Genomic DNA, 19,700 nt, shown 5'->3' with positions numbered 1-19,700 from the left:
GATCGACTCTGCCATTTTGAAATTCACCAAATATATACTTTTTATCTGTGTCCTCTGGGCCATGTATGCGTGCTCATTGAGCAAAAACTTACCAGAAGGCAAATATGTCCTGGAGAACAATAGTCTTGAAGGCGTGGAAAAGGCAGATAAATCAGAAATTGAAGGTTTATTTTTTCAGGAGCCAAACACTAAGATTCCCCTCACCAACTCCTCTCTTGGTGTCACTATTTACAGGGTAGGTCAGATTTTTTATGACAGTGCAAAAGTAAACGACAGACTGAAAGCAAAGAATTCTGAGCTGGGAGATGTCAAAACAAGTCTAAATGAAACACCGGATGACCGCAAACTTCTCAAAAGACGGGACAAACTCCAGACTAAAATTCAAGATCTGGAGAAAATGAAAGAATACGGAAATTTCCTGATGCGAACTGGAAATCCAGTCACAATCCTAGACAGTGCGCAAACACAAAAAACGGTCACTGAAATAGGGAATTATCTATACAATCACGGTTTTCTAGATTCAGAAGTAACCTATGAAGTAGAAACTAAGAAGAAAAAAGCCGAGGTGATTTACGCTATCCAAGAGCGAGAGCCCTATCTGCTTGATTCCATTTATACCCGGTCCGATAATGAAGGGATACTGGATTTGATTAAAAAATCACAGGATGAATCTTTAATAATTAAAGGTGAAAGCTATGACCAAAGCAATTTCACCAAGGAAAGAGAACGCCTGGAAGATCTTTTCAAAAACAATGGATATTACATGTTTACAAAGAGCTTTATCGACTACAATCTGTACTACGACACCACTTCTAAAAAAATCAATGTAGAACAACGAATACTCAAACCTTCCTTCGCAGAAAATCACGCGGTCTATAGAATTGATTCTATCACATTCAAAGTCAGTCCACCGAGCGATGCGTTTATAGACGAAAAGCAGCTAACCAACTACCGAAACATTGATTTTACATTTTACAAAGATCGATTTTCCTCGAAAATACTAAGCTCAAGGATTTTGTTTGATGAAGGTCAAGAATACAAAAGAATAGACATAGTAGAGACTCAAAAACAACTGAGCAACCTTGACCTTTTTAGGTATATCAATATTTCCTTTGATACAGTAGGAACTAGTCTTACCGCAAAGATCTTAACTCAACCCAATCAGAAATATCAACTTACTAATCAGCTCGGATTAAGTATTACCGAGCAATTACCAGGACCGTTCTTTAGTATTGTGCTGAGAAACAGGAATTTCTTCCGGGCTGGAGAAATATTGGAGTTTAATACAAGAATTGGATATGAAGGAGTAGCCTCTGCCACAGATCAGGGTGTCTATCAAAGTAGAGAATTTGGCACATCCGCATCAGTAATATTCCCCAGATTCCTCATTCCTTTTTATGGGGAAGGTTTACAGAAATTTGGCCGATACAATCCAAATACAAGGACTCAGCTTGGCTTCAACTATACAAACCGCCCGGAATATACGCGGTCAGGATTAAATGGGCTTCTTTCCTACACCTGGGCTACGCGTGGAAACAGACAGCAATTCACACTAAATGCTGCGGATATTAATTACATACGAACACCAAAAATATCTCCGGATTTTACCCAAGTTTTATTGGATCTGCAAAACCAGGGCAATAATTTAATTTGGTCCTTTTTACCGTCATTTATTAGTAGCATTTCCGGACAGACCATTATTAACTTCAACGATTATGGCAACTACAATTCTTCGAATAAAGCCTCTCTACTTAAGCTATTTATAGAAAGTGGTGGCACTACTTTAAATTTTGTCAATGCAACAAGCAACAGTGAAGCCACTGATTTTGCTAGATTTCAATGGCTCAAATTTCAAGCTGATTATAGAAGATATCTTCCTCTCAACCAAAAATCAACCGTAGCTTATCGAGCTAACATCGGTATAGCCAATCCATACGGGGTAAGTAATGGGATTCTTCCTTATGAAAAATATTTCTTCGCCGGTGGGGGTACTAGTATCAGAGCCTGGCAAGCCAGGCGATTGGGACCAGGTAGCTATACTCCACCTATTGGAGAAAGAGGGAGATATGATTATGCCTTTGAGCAACCCTCAGAAATGATTTTAGAAACCATGCTTGAATATCGAAGAAACCTAGTTGGTTATTTCGACATGGCTGTTTTTGTAGATGCTGGAAATGCTTGGGTAATAGGAGTAGACAATTCCCGGCCAGGAGCTGATTTCAAATTTGACCGGTTTTATAAAGAAATTGCTATCGGAACAGGAATAGGGTTACGGATGGATTTCAACTTCTTGGTAGTCCGGCTTGATTTGGCCACCAAAGCTGTAGATCCATCCATGCCAGAAGGAGAAAGATGGGTGCTCGATAATATCTCATTTAATCGCCTTTTCGGTGTAAAAGGCCAAACTGTACTTAATTTTGGAATTGGTTATCCATTCTAAAGTAAAACCACACTAAGTATGTCACGAAAGAGTAAAGAAGAAATAGCTGAAATCTACAGTCAGATGCAGGATTATATCTGCAAAGAGCTAGAATTGGCAGATGGCATGGGCCAATTTGTAGAAGACAGATGGGACAGAGCTGCTGGAGGTGGTGGAAGAACCAGAATTTTCAAAAATGGTAGCATCATTGAAAAAGGTGGAGTCGCATTTTCGGCCGTACATGGGCCTACTCCAGACAAAATTCTCAAGAAGCTAAAACTAGACAAAGCTGATTTTTTTGCAACGGGAGTATCTATCGTCTTGCATCCCAAAAGCCCAATGGTGCCAATCATTCACATGAACATCCGGTACTTTGAGATGGATAATGGAGTGCATTGGTTTGGCGGAGGGATAGATTTGACTCCACACTATATAGACGGAAATGATGCAAAACACTTTCATCAGGAAGTAAAAAATGTCTGTGATCAATATGATGTCAGCTATTATCCAAAATTTAAGAATTGGGCTGATGATTATTTCTACCTCAAGCACAGAGATGAAACCCGTGGTGTTGGAGGAATTTTCTATGATAGACTGCAAGCAACAGATGATCAAGAATTTGAAGATATACTTCAATTCAGCTTGTCATTGGGCCGTCTATTTCCAGAGGTTTACGGATACTTCATGAAGAAAAACTCACAGATTCCTTTTGAAAAAAATGAAGAATCCTGGCAAAGCTTACGAAGAGGCAGATATGTCGAATTCAACCTCGTTTGGGATGCAGGCACCAAATTCGGACTGGATACAAATGGTCGTACGGAGAGTATTCTGATGAGTATGCCTCCTATGGCAGAGTGGGAATACATGCATGAGCCGGAAATAGGGTCGAATGAAGAGTTCACTCAAAACCACCTTAAAAAAAGCATAGACTGGTTATCTTTTGTCAAATGATAGAACAAATTAAGACTTGGGATGAGGAAATATTCCTCTGGCTCAACTCCTTTCATACAGATTGGCTGGATGCTTTGATGTTTCAGTTGTCCCAGACTTTCATCTGGATACCCTTCTATTTGATATTATTCTATTTCATATATAAGGTGGACTCCAAACGCACTTGGTGGGTGCTAGGCGGTGTCGCTATGACCATACTTATTGCAGACCAAGTGACTTCAGGCCTGATGAAACCATTTTTTGAAAGACTCCGACCTTGCCACGATGAACGCTGGAATTTAGTGATACATAACTATGGTCGATGTGGTGGTTTGTATGGATTTGCTTCCTCTCATGCTGCCAACACCTTTGGCTTAGCTGTTTTTCTAAATCTGAAAATGAAGGGTAAACTACGTTTTCTTCCTTGGCTCTTTCTATGGGCTGCTGTGGTTTCCTACACCAGAATTTACCTTGGTGTACATTATCCAATGGATATTTTGGTTGGAGCTTTAGTAGGAGCAGCAGCGGCATTAATCAGCTGGTTTCTGATTGTATTTGCAAAGCGGGAAATCCTAAAACTAATCCTGAAAGACTAAATCACTGAAATGTCCCGCGACTTATTTAGATCTGACCTTCTTTTATCCAGAACTCAAGATTAGGTATTTTATTACTGAAAGATTTTCCTTTGTGGATTTCAACGAATAGAACCCTGTTCTTTTCTGTACTCATCAACAAAAGTAGGATACTTACGCCTTTCAAAGATTTACTTCCTATTTTTACATCCATTACTATTGGTCTATCAATTCAAACCCAGAAACATATCATTTGGGCAAATAGGCGGGAAAGAAAGCCGCTTTCTACCCTTATGCTTCCAGATGGCATCAGCGTTTCATCTGACGATGAAGACTTCTTGAAAGTAGAAAAACCATGAAGGCTGTCGCCAGTGTAGCTATTGGATATGAAAATCATCTAAAGGAAAGCCTAAAACTATTGGGTAGTTTTCGCACAGATTTTTCTTATTTTAATAAGATATCTTTGGAAAGCATTCAACTGAAACAGAGGTAAAACAATGGGATATTTTCACGTCTCTATGGGAACTCAGGTATTGAAAACAAGTCGTAGTCTAACACTAGGTTGGATTTACAGTTTTAGATACGGAAGGAAATATGTGCAAAAAGGAAATGTTAATAATGTGGAAGCAGGTCAAATGCTAGAAGGTTCAAGCTTCGTAACTAACGCAGGATACTCGAATTTTGGTCTGTTAGTAGGTTTCACATTCAATTCTAAAAACTTCAATTAATAGGCTATGAAAAAAAATATACTCCTTGTATTGGTCTTGGCAGTAGGGACGCTTGGACTACAGGCTCAAGTGACTACAGTTAACCTAGACCTAATCACCAGCAAAATCAATGGAGGAATGCCGCTTCCAGCTGAAGAAGAATTCTATATCCGTGGTGCGATTCCTGAAAAAATCGAGATGGTGAAACTCTTAATCTATCCATCAAACAAAACAGAAAAGTCAGGCTACACATATTTCTGGAAATCCCCATTCGGATATAAGGATCTCTCCTACCAAATATTAATGGGAGATCCGTTACGCTCTAATACTGATTACCATTTAGAATTCGGCTACTATCAGAAAGCTGGCGCAGATCAGATAAATGAAGTAAGTGATCTCATTCATCAAAATATCAAAACCTATCTGAGTACTATCACTACCATCAAAAGAGGCGGTATTAAGTTTTCCGAGTCTGATGAAGTGCTAATCAACAACCTTTCTAAGATTGTCGATCAAGGAACCTACTATTTTGAACTGCCAAACGGGGAAAAATTTCCTGGCTTCAGTGACATTACCCGAGCTAAGCTAGCGCAAAGAGGAAAGCTAAGAATGGGTAAAGCCAAGTTCAACGTGATCGGGCTTACTAAGGCTGATAATGCCCGAGCAGTATTTGCCAACGACTACATTACCGAATTGGAAAACATTCTATTCTCAGAAGTGGATCAATACTTAAGTCCAAATATGCTGGTGCGTATGGATGAAACTATTTTTGAAAAATATAGTACCGAAAAAACAGCCAACTCTTTACCTCTCAATATAGGATATGGCGCTATCTCTCTCAGCAAAGACTTGACAGACCAAGAGTTTGTCATGAGTCCTTATGCAGGTTTTTCATTCCCGCTTGGCAACAGAACATTCGCCAGATTCATGAATAACATGTCAATTTCTGCGGGTTTCTTCCTCTCTGGAGACATCAAAAATCAGTTGGAGGAGAAAATATCAGGCCCAGTTTTAGACCGTCCTATTTATGTAGGATTGGGGTACAACTTCTTTAGATTTATCAGGCTCAACGCGGGTGGCACATTTATCACCACTGAGCAACTCGGTGGAAGAAATGTAAATAGCTTCCAACCTTTTGTGGGAGTCAGTGCAGAGTTTAATATTTGGTTGGGTATTGGAAGTAAAAAAAGATAAGGTTATGAAAAAGCTAAGTTTATTAATTCTCGCTTTTGCCTTTGCTTTTACTGCTCAGGCTCAGCTTCACGGCTACAAATGGAGATTCGGCGCAAGTACAGGTACGACTAATTATTTTGGCGATATACGACCATTGGAATTGAACAATTTCCAGAATTTCACCAAGTACTATAAGCGATACACAATCTATTCAGATCAGTTGTCTTATCAACTTTCTATTGAATATGCGCTGGGAAATTCTGTAGGCTTGATGCTGACAGGCGGTAGCTACCAATTTGGTTCCAGTGATCGATTTATTAAAAATGATGGAACGCTACTTACAGACAGTCCAACATTTGATCGAGCGTTGAATTTCCAAACTGATGTGTATGACGCTGGATTATCCTTCGTGATCAAGCCTGACAATAACTGGCTGTTATCTGGCAAATCATTTTTTGCGCCCTACTTCACGGTAGGTGCGGGAGTTTTGAGCTATAAGGTTCATGGAGATCTCTTGGATGCCAATGGAAATAGATATGACTACACCAATATGAACCTGATTCCCGACGGGAATTTCGAGACAAATTTGACCACGTTAGGCACTGAAAGATCTGATAACTACAAAACCACAGCTTTCTATGCAAACTTGGGTTTAGGTGTTCGCCTTAGAATCACCAAAAGCATTGAAATATTTGCTCAATCTGATTTCAAACTCACAAATACAGACTATCTGGATGATGTATCAGGAGTGTATAGAACTTCTTATAACAATGACTTTCAAAGGTATGCCGCAAAGCCAGGCACTAATATAGTAACCGCAGAAAATCCTTATCGTGGAATGGAAAATGGTCGACCTGATTGGTATATCTATCATGGGATGGGGATAAAATTCAGTTTGGGGGCGAATAAAACTTCCTTTAATCCACCGGTGATTACACAGCGATACACTTTTGTGCCTACCGAGCTTTCCAAAGCTCAAATGGTGAAGAAAGATTCACTCGAAAAAAACACCGCCAGCAATTCACCTGTGACGAATAATTACTTCACAGTAATACAGCTTCCAGCAAATGCGGTACCCTCTGTCAAAAGCAAGAAGCATCCTGCCCTTGATTCTGCTGCGATGGGGCAGGTAAATTATAAATTGGACTCACTTGAGACTAGCCAATCTCTGCTAAATCAGGAGATTGATAATGCGGAAATGCTAGTGGCTGATATTGATAAGACAATGGCACTTGCACTTCAAGATTCTACCGTATCAGCAGATAGCACGCAGGTTCGAATTCAAAATCTGGAGGGGGAAAAGTCCATTTCTCAGGGAAAAATTACAACCTTGAACGGGAAGGTTTTTGAAAATCAATTTAAGATAGACTCGCTTACCTACGTCAAATCTGACAGCATTGCATCAATCCCATCTGCTGTGGAGCCTGTGTCTATGATGAATGAATTGATCATCTATCCGGGTCAGGTAAGCAGAATAATCTATTCTACTGGACCAGCTATCCTTTCTTTGGATTCATCAATTCAGACTTATGCAGCTAGTCGTACAGCTGCAGCTCCTTCTGTGGATGAAGCAAACCCAGAGACCTTGACCAAAGAGAGATTTGATGACGAAATGGCAAAATTCCGCAAGGATTTGCTTTCTGCTCAGGCAACCAGAGATTCTGAAATAATGAGGGCATTAGCTACGAAAAATTCAATCTATGAGTATCCAGAGCAACAGTACAGTTATCCTCAACAGATAATAGAATATTCTGATATAGAGGACAGGAAAGTTTCTAAAAGGTTTGAGAGAAACCGTAGGAGGCAGGAAAAACTACAAGAGAAAAACAACGAGCTTTTGAAAGGTGCTTTACTTGTAGGCGCTACTGCAGCAACCACTGCTGCAATTACAAACAGTGGTGATAATAAAAAAACAACTGTAGTGGGGCCAACAGATTCTACCCTTAGGGCTAGAATAGTAATGGACTCTTTGATTATAGATAGCTTATCAAATATCCCTCGCAGGGTGGATACAGTCACCGTGACAGAAGTAGTTGAAAAGAATATTGAGACACTGCTCAATCAAAGTAAAGTGGAAGTGTACTTCCCTATCAATGAATCCACCTTATCTGATCAAGAGCGTGAGAAATTAGATCCGGTTTCTGAATTTTTGAAGAACAATCCGGAGGTTATTGTCGAACTGGTAGGCTTTGCAGACAATACAGGTTCGGTAGCTTACAACCTTGCCCTTACTGCAAAACGGGTGGAAGCCGTCACCAAAGCGCTAACGGATTTTTATAAAATAGAGCCTGGCAGAATTTCTGTAAGTAATGGTGGGCTAATTGTAAGAGGAAGATCAAAAGGCTCTGTAGAAACAGATCGAAAAGTAGAAATTCGGGTACTGAAAAAATAGAGATTACAATTATCCGTAGTGATGCCAGTAGCATTATTTTCATAGATATAGCAGACGGAAGGCCCGCCACGGCGAGGCAGGTCAAGGACGAGTGACATAAGTAACGTAATTGCTTGAGTTCACCCAATTCTATGATGCCTGTGTCTCTTCACTGGCAGAAAAGCATATATACAAAATAGGTATTAACAAGAACTCTGAATTTACTCTCTAAAACTATTGATAAAGTAAATTTCAACTTTCTTTTTTGAGTCATGATACCAAATACCCCAAATTATCGAAGGGCTTAAATTAAGACATTCACATTATACCAAATAAAAAGCGAAAGTACGATTAGTGGAAAAGCATCGGGAAATTCCAAAGGTTCTCGGTGCTTTTTGCGTTATTTGCGCTTCAAAATTTCATGCTTCGCTCAAAAACTTTATTTCAGGTGTTCCACAAAATTGCCTCAAAAATTATATTACTGTGTTTAATCTTTATTATCGGTGTCAAATCATCTTTTGCTCAAGAACTAGAAAGCATACAAACAGATCCTGAAAAAAAAGAATCCTTCCTCAACCATACCTCAAAAGGGTTTATCCTAAAGACTGAGGATGGTAAATATGAAATGCAAATTGCCGCAAGATTACAGTTGAGATTTGCATTACCAGATGATCAAGACCCAATTACTTTCGCTGATTTTCAAAATCAAGATCAACGTATTTTTAAGATCAACAGAGCAAGATTAAAAGTAGGTGGACATGCTTACCAACCTTGGATAAAATACTATTTTGAATATGAACTATCCAGAAGCTTATTACTTGACTACAGGGTAATGATAGAAAAATGGCCATGGCTTAACTTTAAGGCAGGTCAATGGAAAGTGGAATTTACAAGAGAGCGACTCATCAGCAGCGGTGAGCAGCAAATGGTAGACAGATCACTACTTAATAGAAAATTTACTGTGGACAGACAGCAGGGTGTGGAAGTTTACGGTAATCTTGCTGCTGGTGGGATTGCGAATTTCAACTATTGGGCAGCGGTCCTTACAGGAATGGGACGCGGGGCGACGCAAAATGATGACTCTAAGATGATGTATTTTGGGAGGCTTCAATGGAATTTCCTAGGAAGAGAAGTACCTTTCTCAGGAGGAGATTTGAAAATGTCCCCAAAACCAGCTGGAATCATTGCGATAGCAGCTGTCACCAATACGAGTCCTTATACAAGATTTTCAACTTCAGGAGGAGGAAATCTGTCGGGCTACGAAGGCACTAATGATGGCCAGTATACAGTAAAGCAATATCAGATTGAAACGGCATTCATCTACAAAGGCTTTTCTTGGGCTAGTGAATTTCACCGCAAAAATGTCTTTGACAACTTTGATGAAATCAGTACTGACTTGGGAGGTTTTTATATGATGGCGGGGTACTTCCCCTCACAGGTAATAAGCTTTTGGCCTAAGCCTTTAGAAATAGCCACCAGATATGCAGTCATCAGTCCCGATTTGAATATAGAAAGCAACAAACAAAGAGAAATAGCATTAGCTTTCAACTGGTTTTTTGCAGAACATAAAAATAAGCTTACAACAGAATTGACACGGTTTACATTTGAGGATAAAGAATTGCCCCAAGACAATGAATTACGTTTACGTTTACAACTAGACATCTCTTTTTAATGACTCGTATCACGATTTTCCTTCTGCTCTTTTGGATCCATTTACCTGTCCTTGCACAGGACTCAGTAGTTTATAAACCAAATCAGGTTCGGGATTTTAAATTGGTGCCCCTGCCGGCAATAGCCTCAAATCCTGCTAATGGCTGGCTATTTGGTATTGCTCCCTCAGCAACATGGAGGATGGGCGATCCAGAAAACACCCATCTATCTAACTTGGTAGGCAACCTACTTTACACAACTAAAAAACAGTGGCTGATTAGCTCCAGAAGCAATATTTTCCTTGCAGATGACAGCTGGATTTTGGTAGGAGATTGGCGTTTTTTCATTACATCTCAACCTACATTCGGATTAGGTAGCTCTACTCCCAACTTACCGCAAGAAAATCCAAATCAACCAGGTGTTTGGTGGGGTGAGCAGCAAATGAATTACAATTGGGTAAGATTTTATGAGACCGTGCTCAAGCGAATCTCTACTTCCAAGTTTTACTTAGGCGTAGGCTATCATCTTGATGTCTATTCCAAAATTGACAATTTTATGGATAGTGAAGCCACACAAGAGCTCACTTTCTCAAATGATTTCTACAATCAGACCAATGGATTTAATTTAGATAAAAACACACTATCAGGGATTACTCTGAATGCTGTGATGGAAAATCGTGACTTGGCAGTATCTCCATATGAGACCAACTTTGCATTAGTCTCATATAAAATCAATCCAGAATTTTTGGGCTCTCACCTATCTTCTTCCACTCTCCTACTCGACTACCGACATTATTTCCCGCTAAGTGAAAAACGAAAACGCCATTTATTGGCATTATGGAGTTATGCTAATTTCCTCGTATCAGGTGATCTACCCTACATGGCTTTACCTTCAATTGGCTATGACATGTTTGGCCGTTCGGGTAGAGGATATTCTCAGGGACGATTCAGAGGGGAAAGCATGGTGTATTCAGAAGCTGAATATAGATTTCCTCTGCAAAAAAACAAAGAGACTTTTGGTGGGACAGTATTCGTGAACGCAGCAAGTTTTGGTAGTAAGCTGACTCAGGAAAACCTATTTACAAAAATCAATCCTGGCTACGGTCTAGGGTTTCGGGTGATGATCAACAAAGAAAACCGTACAACAATTTCTGCTGATTATGGCTTTGGCCAAAAAGGAAATTCAGGCTTTTACCTAAATATAAACGAGACTTTTTAAGTTGAAAAATGAAGTAGAAAGTTGAGTAAGAACTTACTAACAGCCCTTATCTTTCTCCAAAGCATTTGCTCAGTCAGTAGAATACCGATTGATCAAAGACGGAATTATCTCCACCGAATTTTATAAAAACAGTTATGAAAAAAGCCCCGATAGAATCTTCTATTGGGGCTTTTATAGTAATAGACTAAATTGAATTATTTAGTCTCGTTTTTCTTTGCTGTAACTTCAGCTCTGATTTCTTGTGCAAGATTTTTGATGGCTTGCATACCTGTTCTTACTCTAGTACCAGCTGCTTTGTTACCGTTTTCGTAGAACTTTGCAAAGTCTGCTTCTAAAGAATCGACCAGATCTTTTACTTCTTGGTGTCTGCTCATAATCGTTTTATTGGTTGGTTATAAAATATACTTGAGTACAATAAACATCATTTATAGTGCCATTAGAAGTCTTTTGGCGTTTATTTTTAATTTTTAGTGCAAAAAAATGGTGTTTTCATTAAAACGATCAGTTTATTCAATTATCAGCAACATTTCATGCCAAAAATTGAGTTTAATATTCATCCAAAAACGCTTCTACTCTACCCATATTGGCTTATTGATTGCCCAAAAAGAATTTCTACGCACTTATATCATAACTTTTCTTCCCTTCTCAGCGGATTCTAGGATTGCCTGAACTATACGAATGTCTCGAAGTCCTTCCTCACCAGGAACGGCTTGTGGTTTTTTGTCCATTATGGTTTGTGCATCATTATCCATTTGCCAAACCTGCTCCATTGGTTGCTGAAAAGGGAAATTTATTTCACCCAGTGGGCTTTCCCCTTTGTTTCCTGCATAAGCAGAAAATGGCGCCATCTCTATCATTCCCTTTTCGCATTTGATATTGAGGAAATTCATATTATCCCCAAAGGAAGTTTTGATTGTACCTATCACTCCTCTTGGGAATTCCAATTCAGCTTCTACAATTTCTCCCAATCCATTTTTGTATATATCAGGGCGCTCTGTCCATACTTTAGCAGAATTCACAGCAATTGGCTCCATTCCCGAACCAAGCCTAGCGCCTTGGATAGAATAAACTCCCATATCGTAGATCACGCCTCCACCCATTTCACGCTTTTGCTTCCAATGATCCGTACGATTTTCTCTATATCCAGCTGCGCAATCCAGGCCCAGCACTTTCCCTAAACTCTTCTCTTGTACAATCTTCTGGAAGGCTTTTGTATTAGGTTCATGCTGGCAGCGATAGCCAATTGACAGGGAAACACCAGCTTGCTTGCAGGCATCAATCATAGCTTGACACTCCTCCACTGTCATTGCCATCGGTTTCTCGCAAAAGACATGTTTCCCAGCCTGAGCTGCTCTAATCACATATTCCTTATGCATGGAAGGAGGCAAAACAATATAAATCACATCAATATCAGGATTCTCAGCTATGGAATCGAACGTATCGTAATTGTAAATATTCTTTTCAGGAATCTTATATTTGGTCTTCCATACAGCTGCTTTGGATGGAGTCCCAGTCACGATTCCTGCGAGGTAGCAATTTTCTGTCTTTTCCAGAGCTGGAGCTAATAAGTCTGTACTATAATAACCTAGGCCGACCAAGGCTACTCCGAGTTTTTCTTTACGGAGGTTAGTTGATGACAACACACTAAAAGGTGAGATTATTCCTACGCCTGCTCCAAGTGCAAGAGATTTCAAAGTGGTTCTTCGTGAGATAAAATTCATAGGTTGTAGGTTAAGGATTTGAAATTAATATACTGATCAAGATAATGCTTTCATCTATACCTCCAAAAAATTATTAAATTCAGTCATGTATTAAATCTATCCTAAAATTACCTCCAAATGAAAAAGCTACTATTCCTTATTCTTCTCTTTGCGCCATTCTGCATCCAAGCCCAAAACAATATGCAGCCCTATCTTAGTCTAGAGGATGCTACTCGCATCTCGGATGCTGCAGAAGTCAAGTCCAAGGCTGAAGGTTGGAATATGGTAATCGTGGTGCTTGATGCCGGTGGACATATCATCTCGCTTCGCAAAATGGACGGCGTACAGATAGGCAGCATTGATGTCGCTCTTGGCAAAGCGAAAACTTCTGTTTACTTCAAACGTCCGACTAAAGTCTTTGAGGATATGATGAAAGGCGAAGGTGGTGCGAGAATAGCCACCTTACCAAACGCTGTGGCAATAGAAGGTGGTCTTCCTATTTTCAAAGATGGAATAATCGTCGGAGCAATTGGTATTTCCGGTGCAAGTTCGGCGCAGGACGGTGTGGTGGCAGCGGCTGGATTAGAGGCTTATTGATTCCAGCATTTCCCGAATGAAAACAAAAACCCCATTCGATTTAAAACTCTCTGGGGTGCATGTCCTTCAACAAACAGATTTGATTGAAAGATCAGGTAAAAAACTTTAGAAAACTTACTATCTGAAAAATCACCCTTTTCTATCATTTAGATTAGAAATGATTGCATGCGCCGTTGAACTACAGCAATTCTTACACAAGCCAACTTCCTTTTTCATAGTCGTGGCTTTTCTGAGCGCTTCTATACATGTGTTATAAGGGCCTATGTAATCCCGATCATAGGGATCAGGAATAAACTCACATTCGCGGTCGTGTACTTCATGCTGCCCATTGTCATTGGGAATGGAAGAGAGGTAAAAGAATTTCATGAATATTGTTGTGTTTTTTTAACACCTCAAAAATACCAACGAATACTATAGAAAAACATACCCTATACAGGGTATTTATCATATCAAAAAGCAGACATTCCGTGTTTCAGTCTCTGTTGTCTTGATCAATTTCTGATTGCCGCATAGGCATTTGATCGATCAGTGTGTATATTTTTTGCAATGAAAAATCCTGATAGTTTCCGGTAGCTTTCACTCCACCGTCTAGACCTATAAGCACCCATTCAGCATTAGGGCGAGTTTGAGAAAGGACTTTCAAAAATCCAGCTGGATCAATCTGATCTTCCCCGGAGGTTTTAATAAATTTATCATTCTTAAACCCCACGAATAAAAGCTTCCTTTCCGCAATTTTCTTTTCGGAACCCGCCAAAAGGGAGTCTAATGTAAGATTTTCAAAATTCATGATTACCAAACGGTTTTTCCACCGAAAGTCTTCAAGAGTTTTACTTGTCTGAGGTATCATAAAAAAGAGGTATGCAAGTAAGATGGATGACTTCATATGAATATAACTATCACTATTCCATTTGGTTATGACTTTCTTCTATTATTTCAAATACCGACCAAGCAAATCGACCCATTCCTCCTCTAGGGTAAAATCAGGTCTTCCTTCACCTGCTCTTCTATACCAATAATCTGCATTCCACTGATCATCTTCCTTTCTGTGTAGGTAAGCATGTATCCTGGCAGCGTCTTTACCATCCAGACCATCCACCTGATCATGAGCCTTTTCCCAATCTCCATTCCCGTCATACCAAAGTGCCAATAATTCTGTTTGCCCTTGAAAAGTTTTTGGATCGGTTGCCAAAAATCGCTCTATAAGTTCCTTTTTGCTTTCCATAGGTTTCACTTTTAAGATTTTTAAAATAAACTCATCTTCTCATAAAGGTTTAACATTTCGTGACTTTTTCGTGATATCCTAAGCCCAAATTTGTCTAAAACAAAAACCAATAAAATCATGAAAAAAATTATTCTATTATTCTATGTAGCCTTTTTAGGCTTAGTAAGTTGCACCGATGATACCGATCCAGTGACAATCGATCCCACAAGACCTACAGGAGCGCTCAATGTATTGCGAATGGGTAGTTTTATGGATCAAAATAATTCTGGATCTACGGGGACTGCCGGGATAGGTACAGACTCTCAAGGGAAGGAATTTCTCCAGTTCAATCAAGCATTTAATACTAAATTGGGGACCGGAACTGTCACTGTATTCCTCTCAACCTCAGACACTTTTGTAGCAAGTCCATCTACAGGTAGTCCAAACTTATTTGCTCTTGGGCCAGTTAGAGCAGCAGGCGAAAATTTCTTTGCCATTCCAGCAGGAACAAGCACCGCTAAATACACTCACGTGATTTTATGGTGTGGAGCTGTAGGAATTCCTTTTGGAAATGCGCAACTCCGATAACATGCCTCATTTCAACAAATTTGGAACTGGTTGTTTTTTCACCGCTCTTCCCTTGGCGTTTTGTCTTGGGTTGAGTTTTTTACTTCCTTCAGAGGCGGCTGCGCAAAGTGGCTGGACCAAGGGAAAGAAAGAGGGCTTTTACCAGCTAAGCTTTCAATCGATGAATTCCAATGATTATTACACCTTAGGTGGTGAGCTGTTGGAAACGAATCAATTTTCGCAGCAATCCTTGGTGTTTTATGGTGAATACGGCGTGACCGATCGATTTACAATCATCGCAAATCTTCCGCTTCAAACCTGGAATGGTTTTGAAACCACTGAAAGAGTGAGTGGTTTAGGAGATTTGAGACTAGAATTCAAGCATTCGATTTTGAAAAAATACTTGCCATTGAGCATTTCAATTGCACCGGAATTACCGATTGGGAAAGCTAACAACTTTGCGAAAAGTACAATCAATGACTTTGAGCAGATCAATCTTCCCTCGGGTGACGGAGAGTTTAATGTTTGGTCTACACTTGCCTCCTCTTTTGCCTTACCAAATGCACCTTTCTACGGAACAATCTTCGCCTCATACAATATGCGAACACAGTACGATGGTGTCCAATTCAGCGATCAATTTGCCTTAGGTGCTGAAATCGGCTACCATATTGCACAAAAGGTATGGGTAAATGCCCGTCTGAATGCACTAGCAACAGTAGGCGGAGATTTATTGATTGCTACTGACTTTGTGCGTGGGGATGGTACTGAATATACCAGCTTCAGTTTTGGAGCAAGTGTGCCGGTTTACAAGAAGATCAACTTGAGCATAAACTATCGGAATTTTAATGACCTGATTTTTGACCGGAAAAACCTGTATTCGGCAGGGGTGGTCAGTGTCGGTGTGTACTACGAAAGAAAATAAACGATGCTTACTTTAACTACAAATTGGGAAGCAACTCAGATCGCTTTCCCCCGTTTCAAAAACTATCCAAAGCGAGGAAACATCTATCGCCAAGGTGAGGTTTCTGAAGGCTTTTATCTGGTCAAAAATGGCAGTGTCAAACTTCAAAAAACACTTCCAAATGGTGCTCAATCCATCCTGAAAATAATCAGTCCTGGAGAGATATTCGGAGAGGGTGAATCGAATTTATCGGAATTCAAAAGAAATAACTCCTTCGCGACAGCTATAGAAGACGAAACAATGATTCAAAAAATATCAAATCAAAATTTTCAAGAATCAGTCATTGGTCTTGAATTACACCATAAGCTTTTAAATTATAATTTAGAAATCACAAAAAGACTAGAGCGATTAAATTGGATGGATGCCGAGGGAAGAATAAAATTCACTTTGAAGGAGCTGGCGCAAAAATTAGGTAAACGCTTTGGAGATGAGACCTTATTGAAACTAAACCTTACACACGAAGAACTAGCCATGCTAACCGATTCCAGTCGCCAAACAGTAACTAAGACACTTTCATCGTTGAAAAAAAATGGAGTAATTACTTACTCTAGAAATCGAATCTTATTTAGAAATCTTGCAAACTTTAATTCATAAAATCATGAAAAATCTCTTTAACCTAGGCCTATCGCTTATTGTAGCAGTAATCCTTACTAGCTGCGACAGCGGATCGATGGCAGATGCTGACAAAATGAAACCAGTAAGTGAAGTCCCGGTAACTGGTCCTGTTACTGTATTGAAAACAGGAACACTCACCGCACAAAGCAGCACCAATACCAAAGGAATGGTGCAAGTGGTCACCAATGCAGAAGGTAAATACTTCGTCCGTCTGACAGATGAGTTTACAACCAAGTTTAGTACAGGTACTGTTACCGTTTACTTATCCACTTCGGATAAACTTCAGTTAGCTACTTCGGGATCATTCCAATTGGTGTCTATCGTTGGAAAAGCTGGAGAGCATTTTTTCCCGATTTCAGGAGCTCCTGATGCCAAGTTCACACATGGCATTATCTGGTGCGGTGCAGCAGCAATTCCTTTTGGTTTTGCACCATTGAATTGATACTCCTGATAGCTTAGATAAAAAGCAGATAAGATTATTCGCTTCATTGCCAGTACGTAAAAAAATTAAAATATAGTTGGGGTCATCCCGTAGTCATCGGTCAATATTTGGGCGTATCGACCTGCCACGTTGTGGCGGGTCTTGCCCGCCTTTGGCAGCCTTCAGGTTTGTTAAAACTCTTTTTTTATCACCCGTAGATTTTCGCTGATCTTAAAGAAAGCGGAGATTCAATTCCTTTAAAAATTGTCTGCTAACTGGAAAGTAAATGTCATTTTTTTTCTTGTAAATAAGCATTATTTAACATTTACTTTGAGTTCCTTGACGAAGCCTTTGCAAACATTGAGCTTAATAACCTTTCTGAAAAAAAAGAGAAACCTTTTTGAAAAAGTGACCTAGAAATTTAACAGCCAATCAATTCGTCAAATCAAACTCAAATTCGGTATAGCTTTCGGAGTCCGAATGGATCTTGATTTCGCTGCCATGTATTTCAAGTATATGCTTCACAATGGCAAGCCCTAATCCTGAACCCTGAACGCCCTGTTGGTCCTTATCGACCATATAGTACCGATCGAAAAGTGAATTCAACTCAGCTTGCGGAATTCCACTACCCGAATTACGAATTTTAATATTTACACCTCCATGATCAGCTGCACAGGCATCTATGAGAATTTGTCCTTCATGAGGCGTATACTTTACAGCATTATCCAGCAAATTTTGGATAACCCGATCGATTAGAGAAAGGTCTGCCTTGACGATTGGCAAATTTTGGCAAATCTGAGATGTGATCTGAATACCTTTTGTTTGCGCGAGCAATTCGTACTTCAAAGCGGAATCGAAGAGCAGTTCTTGAACTTTAAGGTGCTCCAGCTTCACATGCATTTGGCCTGATTCGAGTTTGGAAAGGTCAAAGAGATCTGCAACCAGTTTCGTTAGCTTATCTGTAGAATCAGAAATGATCCGAAGGTATTTATCCTGATCTTGTTTACTCAGTCTATCACCTTTGATCTGCAATGTTTCTATGTAGCCATTGATAATCGCAAGAGGATTTCGAAGATCATGCGACACATTGGCGATCAATTCCCTTCTGAGATTATCTGCTTTTTTGAGCTCCTCGATATTGTCAAGAATTCTATCCGCCATGTGATTGAATGTATCTCCTAATACAGCAAACTCAGAGTCAGTCTTGTAATCAGGAACGCGTGCATTCAGATCTCCATCTTTGAATCGCTCCACAGTTTTGACAATCGCACGCAGATGCCTCGTCAACCAAGCGATCAAGACTAAACCAATCAATAAAGCCACTACCAATGTGATCAAAATAGAGTTGAAAGTCAGCTGCATCCAATAGCTACCCAGAACCCCAGAAGCGATCGTTTCATATTTTTCACTAGCCAAAATAATATAGACATACCCGAGTAGTTGATCATCCTCATAAACTGCAGTGGCGGAGAAAACTGACTTTTCACCTGGATTCCTAGGATCATCCCCCATCACAAAATAATCGCCTTTGGAAGCAATAAAGTCTTTTACCGGTGCGAGATCCACTCGTTTGAGTTTGACCAGCTGATCCAAGACCACGTAGGACAGAATCTCACCTGCCGGATCCAGCAAATACACTTCTATTCCGGGATTCACAGCCATCATTGAATGCATAATTGTTCCGAGCGCGGCCTCATTCACTTCCCCATTCACAAATGGGTTTACCTCTTCGATCATGTATTCAGCCACTGTGGCATTTAATCGCTGAGTAGTCTCTTGAAAATATCGCTGTGCAGTGATTGCCGTGATAAAAACGTATGAACAGCCAACAATCAATAAGACCAAGATAAAGATTGAGGAAATTCTCAGGAATAGGCTTTTCATAGTTGCTGATTAAAATTCATCATTAAATCTATATCCAACTCCCCAAGTGGTGAGGATATAAATCGGGTTGTTAGGATCCGCTTCTATTTTCGCACGAAGGCGGTTAATATGTGCATTGACCGTATGCTCGTATCCAGAGAAATCATAGCCCCAAATCAGCTCCAAAAGCTCAGATCGAGAATAACTTCTCCCAGGATTCTTTGCCAATAAAACCAGCAAATCAAACTCCTTCGGTGTCAAATCAACTCTTTTATTGAGCAGCAGAACTTTTCGTTTTTTCTCATCAATTTCCAGGAACTTAAATTTGATCAACTTGACGTCTTTGGCAGCAAGCATAACAAATTGATCTTGGCGACGAATAATTGCTTTGACTCTAGCGATGAATTCCCGGATCTTAAAAGGCTTGGTGATGTAATCATCTGCCCCAGACTCCAGTCCAATAACCTTGTCTATTTCCTCTGACTTGGCAGTAATCATGAGAATGGGCGTGAAATTATCCAACGCCCGAAGTCGCTGACAAATAGCAATTCCATCCATTTCCGGAAGCATGATATCCAGAATAATCAGATCATACGGATGGGAATTAGCTTCTTCAAACCCTTTCAGTCCATTATTCCTTACTTTTATTTCATAGTCCAAATCCTTCAGATGAATGTGAATCAACTGGCTAATGTTGGGATCGTCTTCTACTATAAGTACTTTTTTCATCTGAAA

21 protein-coding genes are annotated in these 19,700 nt (G+C 39.8%); 13 read left to right on the top strand and 8 right to left on the bottom strand.

The annotated features are described in order from the left end of the window. Positions 1 to 16: 16 nt before the first annotated feature. From tamL to BVH04_RS06295, 3 genes are read left to right on the top strand one after another with little or no spacing between them, the layout of a single operon-like run. The gene (gene tamL / locus BVH04_RS06305; RefSeq protein WP_086540707.1) at positions 17 to 2,440 is read left to right on the top strand and encodes a translocation and assembly module lipoprotein TamL; all 2,424 of its coding nucleotides are present in this window, start codon (positions 17 to 19) and stop codon (positions 2,438 to 2,440) included. A gap of 18 nt (positions 2,441 to 2,458) precedes the next feature. Further along, complete coding sequence (hemF, locus tag BVH04_RS06300; RefSeq protein ID WP_086540628.1) at positions 2,459 to 3,370, top strand: oxygen-dependent coproporphyrinogen oxidase; 912 nt, start codon at positions 2,459 to 2,461, stop codon at positions 3,368 to 3,370. Beyond that, the gene (locus tag BVH04_RS06295) at positions 3,367 to 3,945 is read left to right on the top strand and encodes a phosphatase PAP2 family protein (RefSeq protein WP_086540627.1); all 579 of its coding nucleotides are present in this window, start codon (positions 3,367 to 3,369) and stop codon (positions 3,943 to 3,945) included. Before hemF ends, BVH04_RS06295 begins: the two co-directional genes overlap by 4 nt. A 25-nt stretch (positions 3,946 to 3,970) precedes the next feature. Here BVH04_RS06295 and BVH04_RS25385 read toward each other — a convergent pair whose 3' ends face one another. After that, positions 3,971 to 4,135: a hypothetical protein gene (locus tag BVH04_RS25385; RefSeq protein WP_169714371.1), complete on the bottom strand. Its 165-nt coding sequence runs from the start codon at positions 4,133 to 4,135 to the stop codon at positions 3,971 to 3,973. Between the two features lie 283 nt (positions 4,136 to 4,418). Here BVH04_RS25385 and BVH04_RS06285 point away from each other — a divergent pair, with 283 nt between their 5' ends. The 5 genes from BVH04_RS06285 to BVH04_RS06265 all read left to right on the top strand — a co-directional run bounded on the left by BVH04_RS06285 (position 4,419) and on the right by BVH04_RS06265 (position 11,040). Next, entirely contained in the window at positions 4,419 to 4,649 is a 231-nt protein-coding gene (locus BVH04_RS06285; RefSeq protein WP_086540625.1) for a hypothetical protein, read from the top strand. Between the two features lie 6 nt (positions 4,650 to 4,655). Then, entirely contained in the window at positions 4,656 to 5,822 is a 1,167-nt protein-coding gene (locus BVH04_RS06280; RefSeq protein ID WP_086540624.1) for a hypothetical protein, read from the top strand. A 4-nt stretch (positions 5,823 to 5,826) separates the two neighbouring features. Further along, positions 5,827 to 8,193: an OmpA family protein gene (locus BVH04_RS06275; RefSeq protein WP_140160537.1), complete on the top strand. Its 2,367-nt coding sequence runs from the start codon at positions 5,827 to 5,829 to the stop codon at positions 8,191 to 8,193. 427 nt (positions 8,194 to 8,620) lie between these two features. After that, complete coding sequence (locus BVH04_RS06270; RefSeq protein ID WP_240510846.1) at positions 8,621 to 9,844, top strand: OprO/OprP family phosphate-selective porin; 1,224 nt, start codon at positions 8,621 to 8,623, stop codon at positions 9,842 to 9,844. Next, a complete protein-coding gene (locus BVH04_RS06265) occupies positions 9,844 to 11,040 on the top strand; it encodes a BamA/TamA family outer membrane protein (RefSeq protein ID WP_086540621.1) in 1,197 nt (398 codons plus the stop codon). The genes BVH04_RS06270 and BVH04_RS06265 overlap by 1 nt, the downstream gene beginning before the upstream one ends. A 194-nt stretch (positions 11,041 to 11,234) precedes the next feature. Here BVH04_RS06265 and BVH04_RS06260 read toward each other — a convergent pair whose 3' ends face one another. Continuing rightward, complete coding sequence (locus BVH04_RS06260) at positions 11,235 to 11,414, bottom strand: histone H1 (RefSeq protein ID WP_086498438.1); 180 nt, start codon at positions 11,412 to 11,414, stop codon at positions 11,235 to 11,237. A 246-nt stretch (positions 11,415 to 11,660) separates the two neighbouring features. Then, on the bottom strand, positions 11,661 to 12,761 hold the full coding sequence (locus tag BVH04_RS06255; protein WP_086540620.1) for a Gfo/Idh/MocA family protein: 1,101 nt from the start codon (positions 12,759 to 12,761) through the stop codon (positions 11,661 to 11,663). Between the two features lie 117 nt (positions 12,762 to 12,878). Here BVH04_RS06255 and BVH04_RS06250 point away from each other — a divergent pair, with 117 nt between their 5' ends. Continuing rightward, positions 12,879 to 13,337 carry a GlcG/HbpS family heme-binding protein gene (locus BVH04_RS06250; RefSeq protein WP_086540619.1) on the top strand — a complete coding sequence of 153 codons (459 nt, stop codon included), beginning with the start codon at positions 12,879 to 12,881 and terminating at the stop codon, positions 13,335 to 13,337. 129 nt (positions 13,338 to 13,466) lie between these two features. Here the strand turns inward: BVH04_RS06250 and BVH04_RS06245 are convergent, their stop codons facing one another. The 3 genes from BVH04_RS06245 to BVH04_RS06235 all read right to left on the bottom strand — a co-directional run bounded on the left by BVH04_RS06245 (position 13,467) and on the right by BVH04_RS06235 (position 14,559). Continuing rightward, positions 13,467 to 13,703 carry a hypothetical protein gene (locus BVH04_RS06245; RefSeq protein WP_086540565.1) on the bottom strand — a complete coding sequence of 79 codons (237 nt, stop codon included), beginning with the start codon at positions 13,701 to 13,703 and terminating at the stop codon, positions 13,467 to 13,469. A 106-nt stretch (positions 13,704 to 13,809) separates the two neighbouring features. Then, positions 13,810 to 14,184: a DUF4174 domain-containing protein gene (locus tag BVH04_RS06240; RefSeq protein ID WP_262481357.1), complete on the bottom strand. Its 375-nt coding sequence runs from the start codon at positions 14,182 to 14,184 to the stop codon at positions 13,810 to 13,812. An 81-nt stretch (positions 14,185 to 14,265) separates the two neighbouring features. Continuing rightward, positions 14,266 to 14,559, bottom strand: coding sequence for a hypothetical protein (locus BVH04_RS06235; RefSeq protein WP_116116434.1), 294 nt, complete (start codon positions 14,557 to 14,559; stop codon positions 14,266 to 14,268). Between the two features lie 117 nt (positions 14,560 to 14,676). Between BVH04_RS06235 and BVH04_RS06230 the strand changes: the two genes are divergently transcribed. Genes BVH04_RS06230 through BVH04_RS06215 form a run of 4 tightly spaced genes read left to right on the top strand, consistent with a single transcriptional unit; the run spans position 14,677 to position 17,123 of the window. Further along, entirely contained in the window at positions 14,677 to 15,126 is a 450-nt protein-coding gene (locus BVH04_RS06230; protein ID WP_086540561.1) for a DM13 domain-containing protein, read from the top strand. Then, entirely contained in the window at positions 15,110 to 16,027 is a 918-nt protein-coding gene (locus tag BVH04_RS06225; RefSeq protein ID WP_169714369.1) for a hypothetical protein, read from the top strand. The genes BVH04_RS06230 and BVH04_RS06225 overlap by 17 nt, the downstream gene beginning before the upstream one ends. Before the next feature lie 3 nt (positions 16,028 to 16,030). Further along, complete coding sequence (locus tag BVH04_RS06220; RefSeq protein WP_086540557.1) at positions 16,031 to 16,660, top strand: Crp/Fnr family transcriptional regulator; 630 nt, start codon at positions 16,031 to 16,033, stop codon at positions 16,658 to 16,660. Positions 16,661 to 16,664: 4 nt separating this feature from the next. Further along, the gene (locus tag BVH04_RS06215; protein WP_086540555.1) at positions 16,665 to 17,123 is read left to right on the top strand and encodes a DM13 domain-containing protein; all 459 of its coding nucleotides are present in this window, start codon (positions 16,665 to 16,667) and stop codon (positions 17,121 to 17,123) included. Between the two features lie 411 nt (positions 17,124 to 17,534). Here the strand turns inward: BVH04_RS06215 and BVH04_RS06210 are convergent, their stop codons facing one another. Beyond that, on the bottom strand, positions 17,535 to 18,986 hold the full coding sequence (locus BVH04_RS06210) for a sensor histidine kinase (protein ID WP_086540554.1): 1,452 nt from the start codon (positions 18,984 to 18,986) through the stop codon (positions 17,535 to 17,537). A gap of 9 nt (positions 18,987 to 18,995) precedes the next feature. Beyond that, positions 18,996 to 19,694 carry a response regulator transcription factor gene (locus BVH04_RS06205; RefSeq protein ID WP_086540552.1) on the bottom strand — a complete coding sequence of 233 codons (699 nt, stop codon included), beginning with the start codon at positions 19,692 to 19,694 and terminating at the stop codon, positions 18,996 to 18,998. Between the last annotated feature and the right edge of the window lie 6 nt (positions 19,695 to 19,700).

This window comes from Algoriphagus antarcticus, assembly GCF_002150685.1.
Taxonomy (GTDB): Bacteria; Bacteroidota; Bacteroidia; order Cytophagales; family Cyclobacteriaceae; genus Algoriphagus; species Algoriphagus antarcticus.
This window is presented reverse-complemented; position numbering and strand designations above follow the sequence as displayed.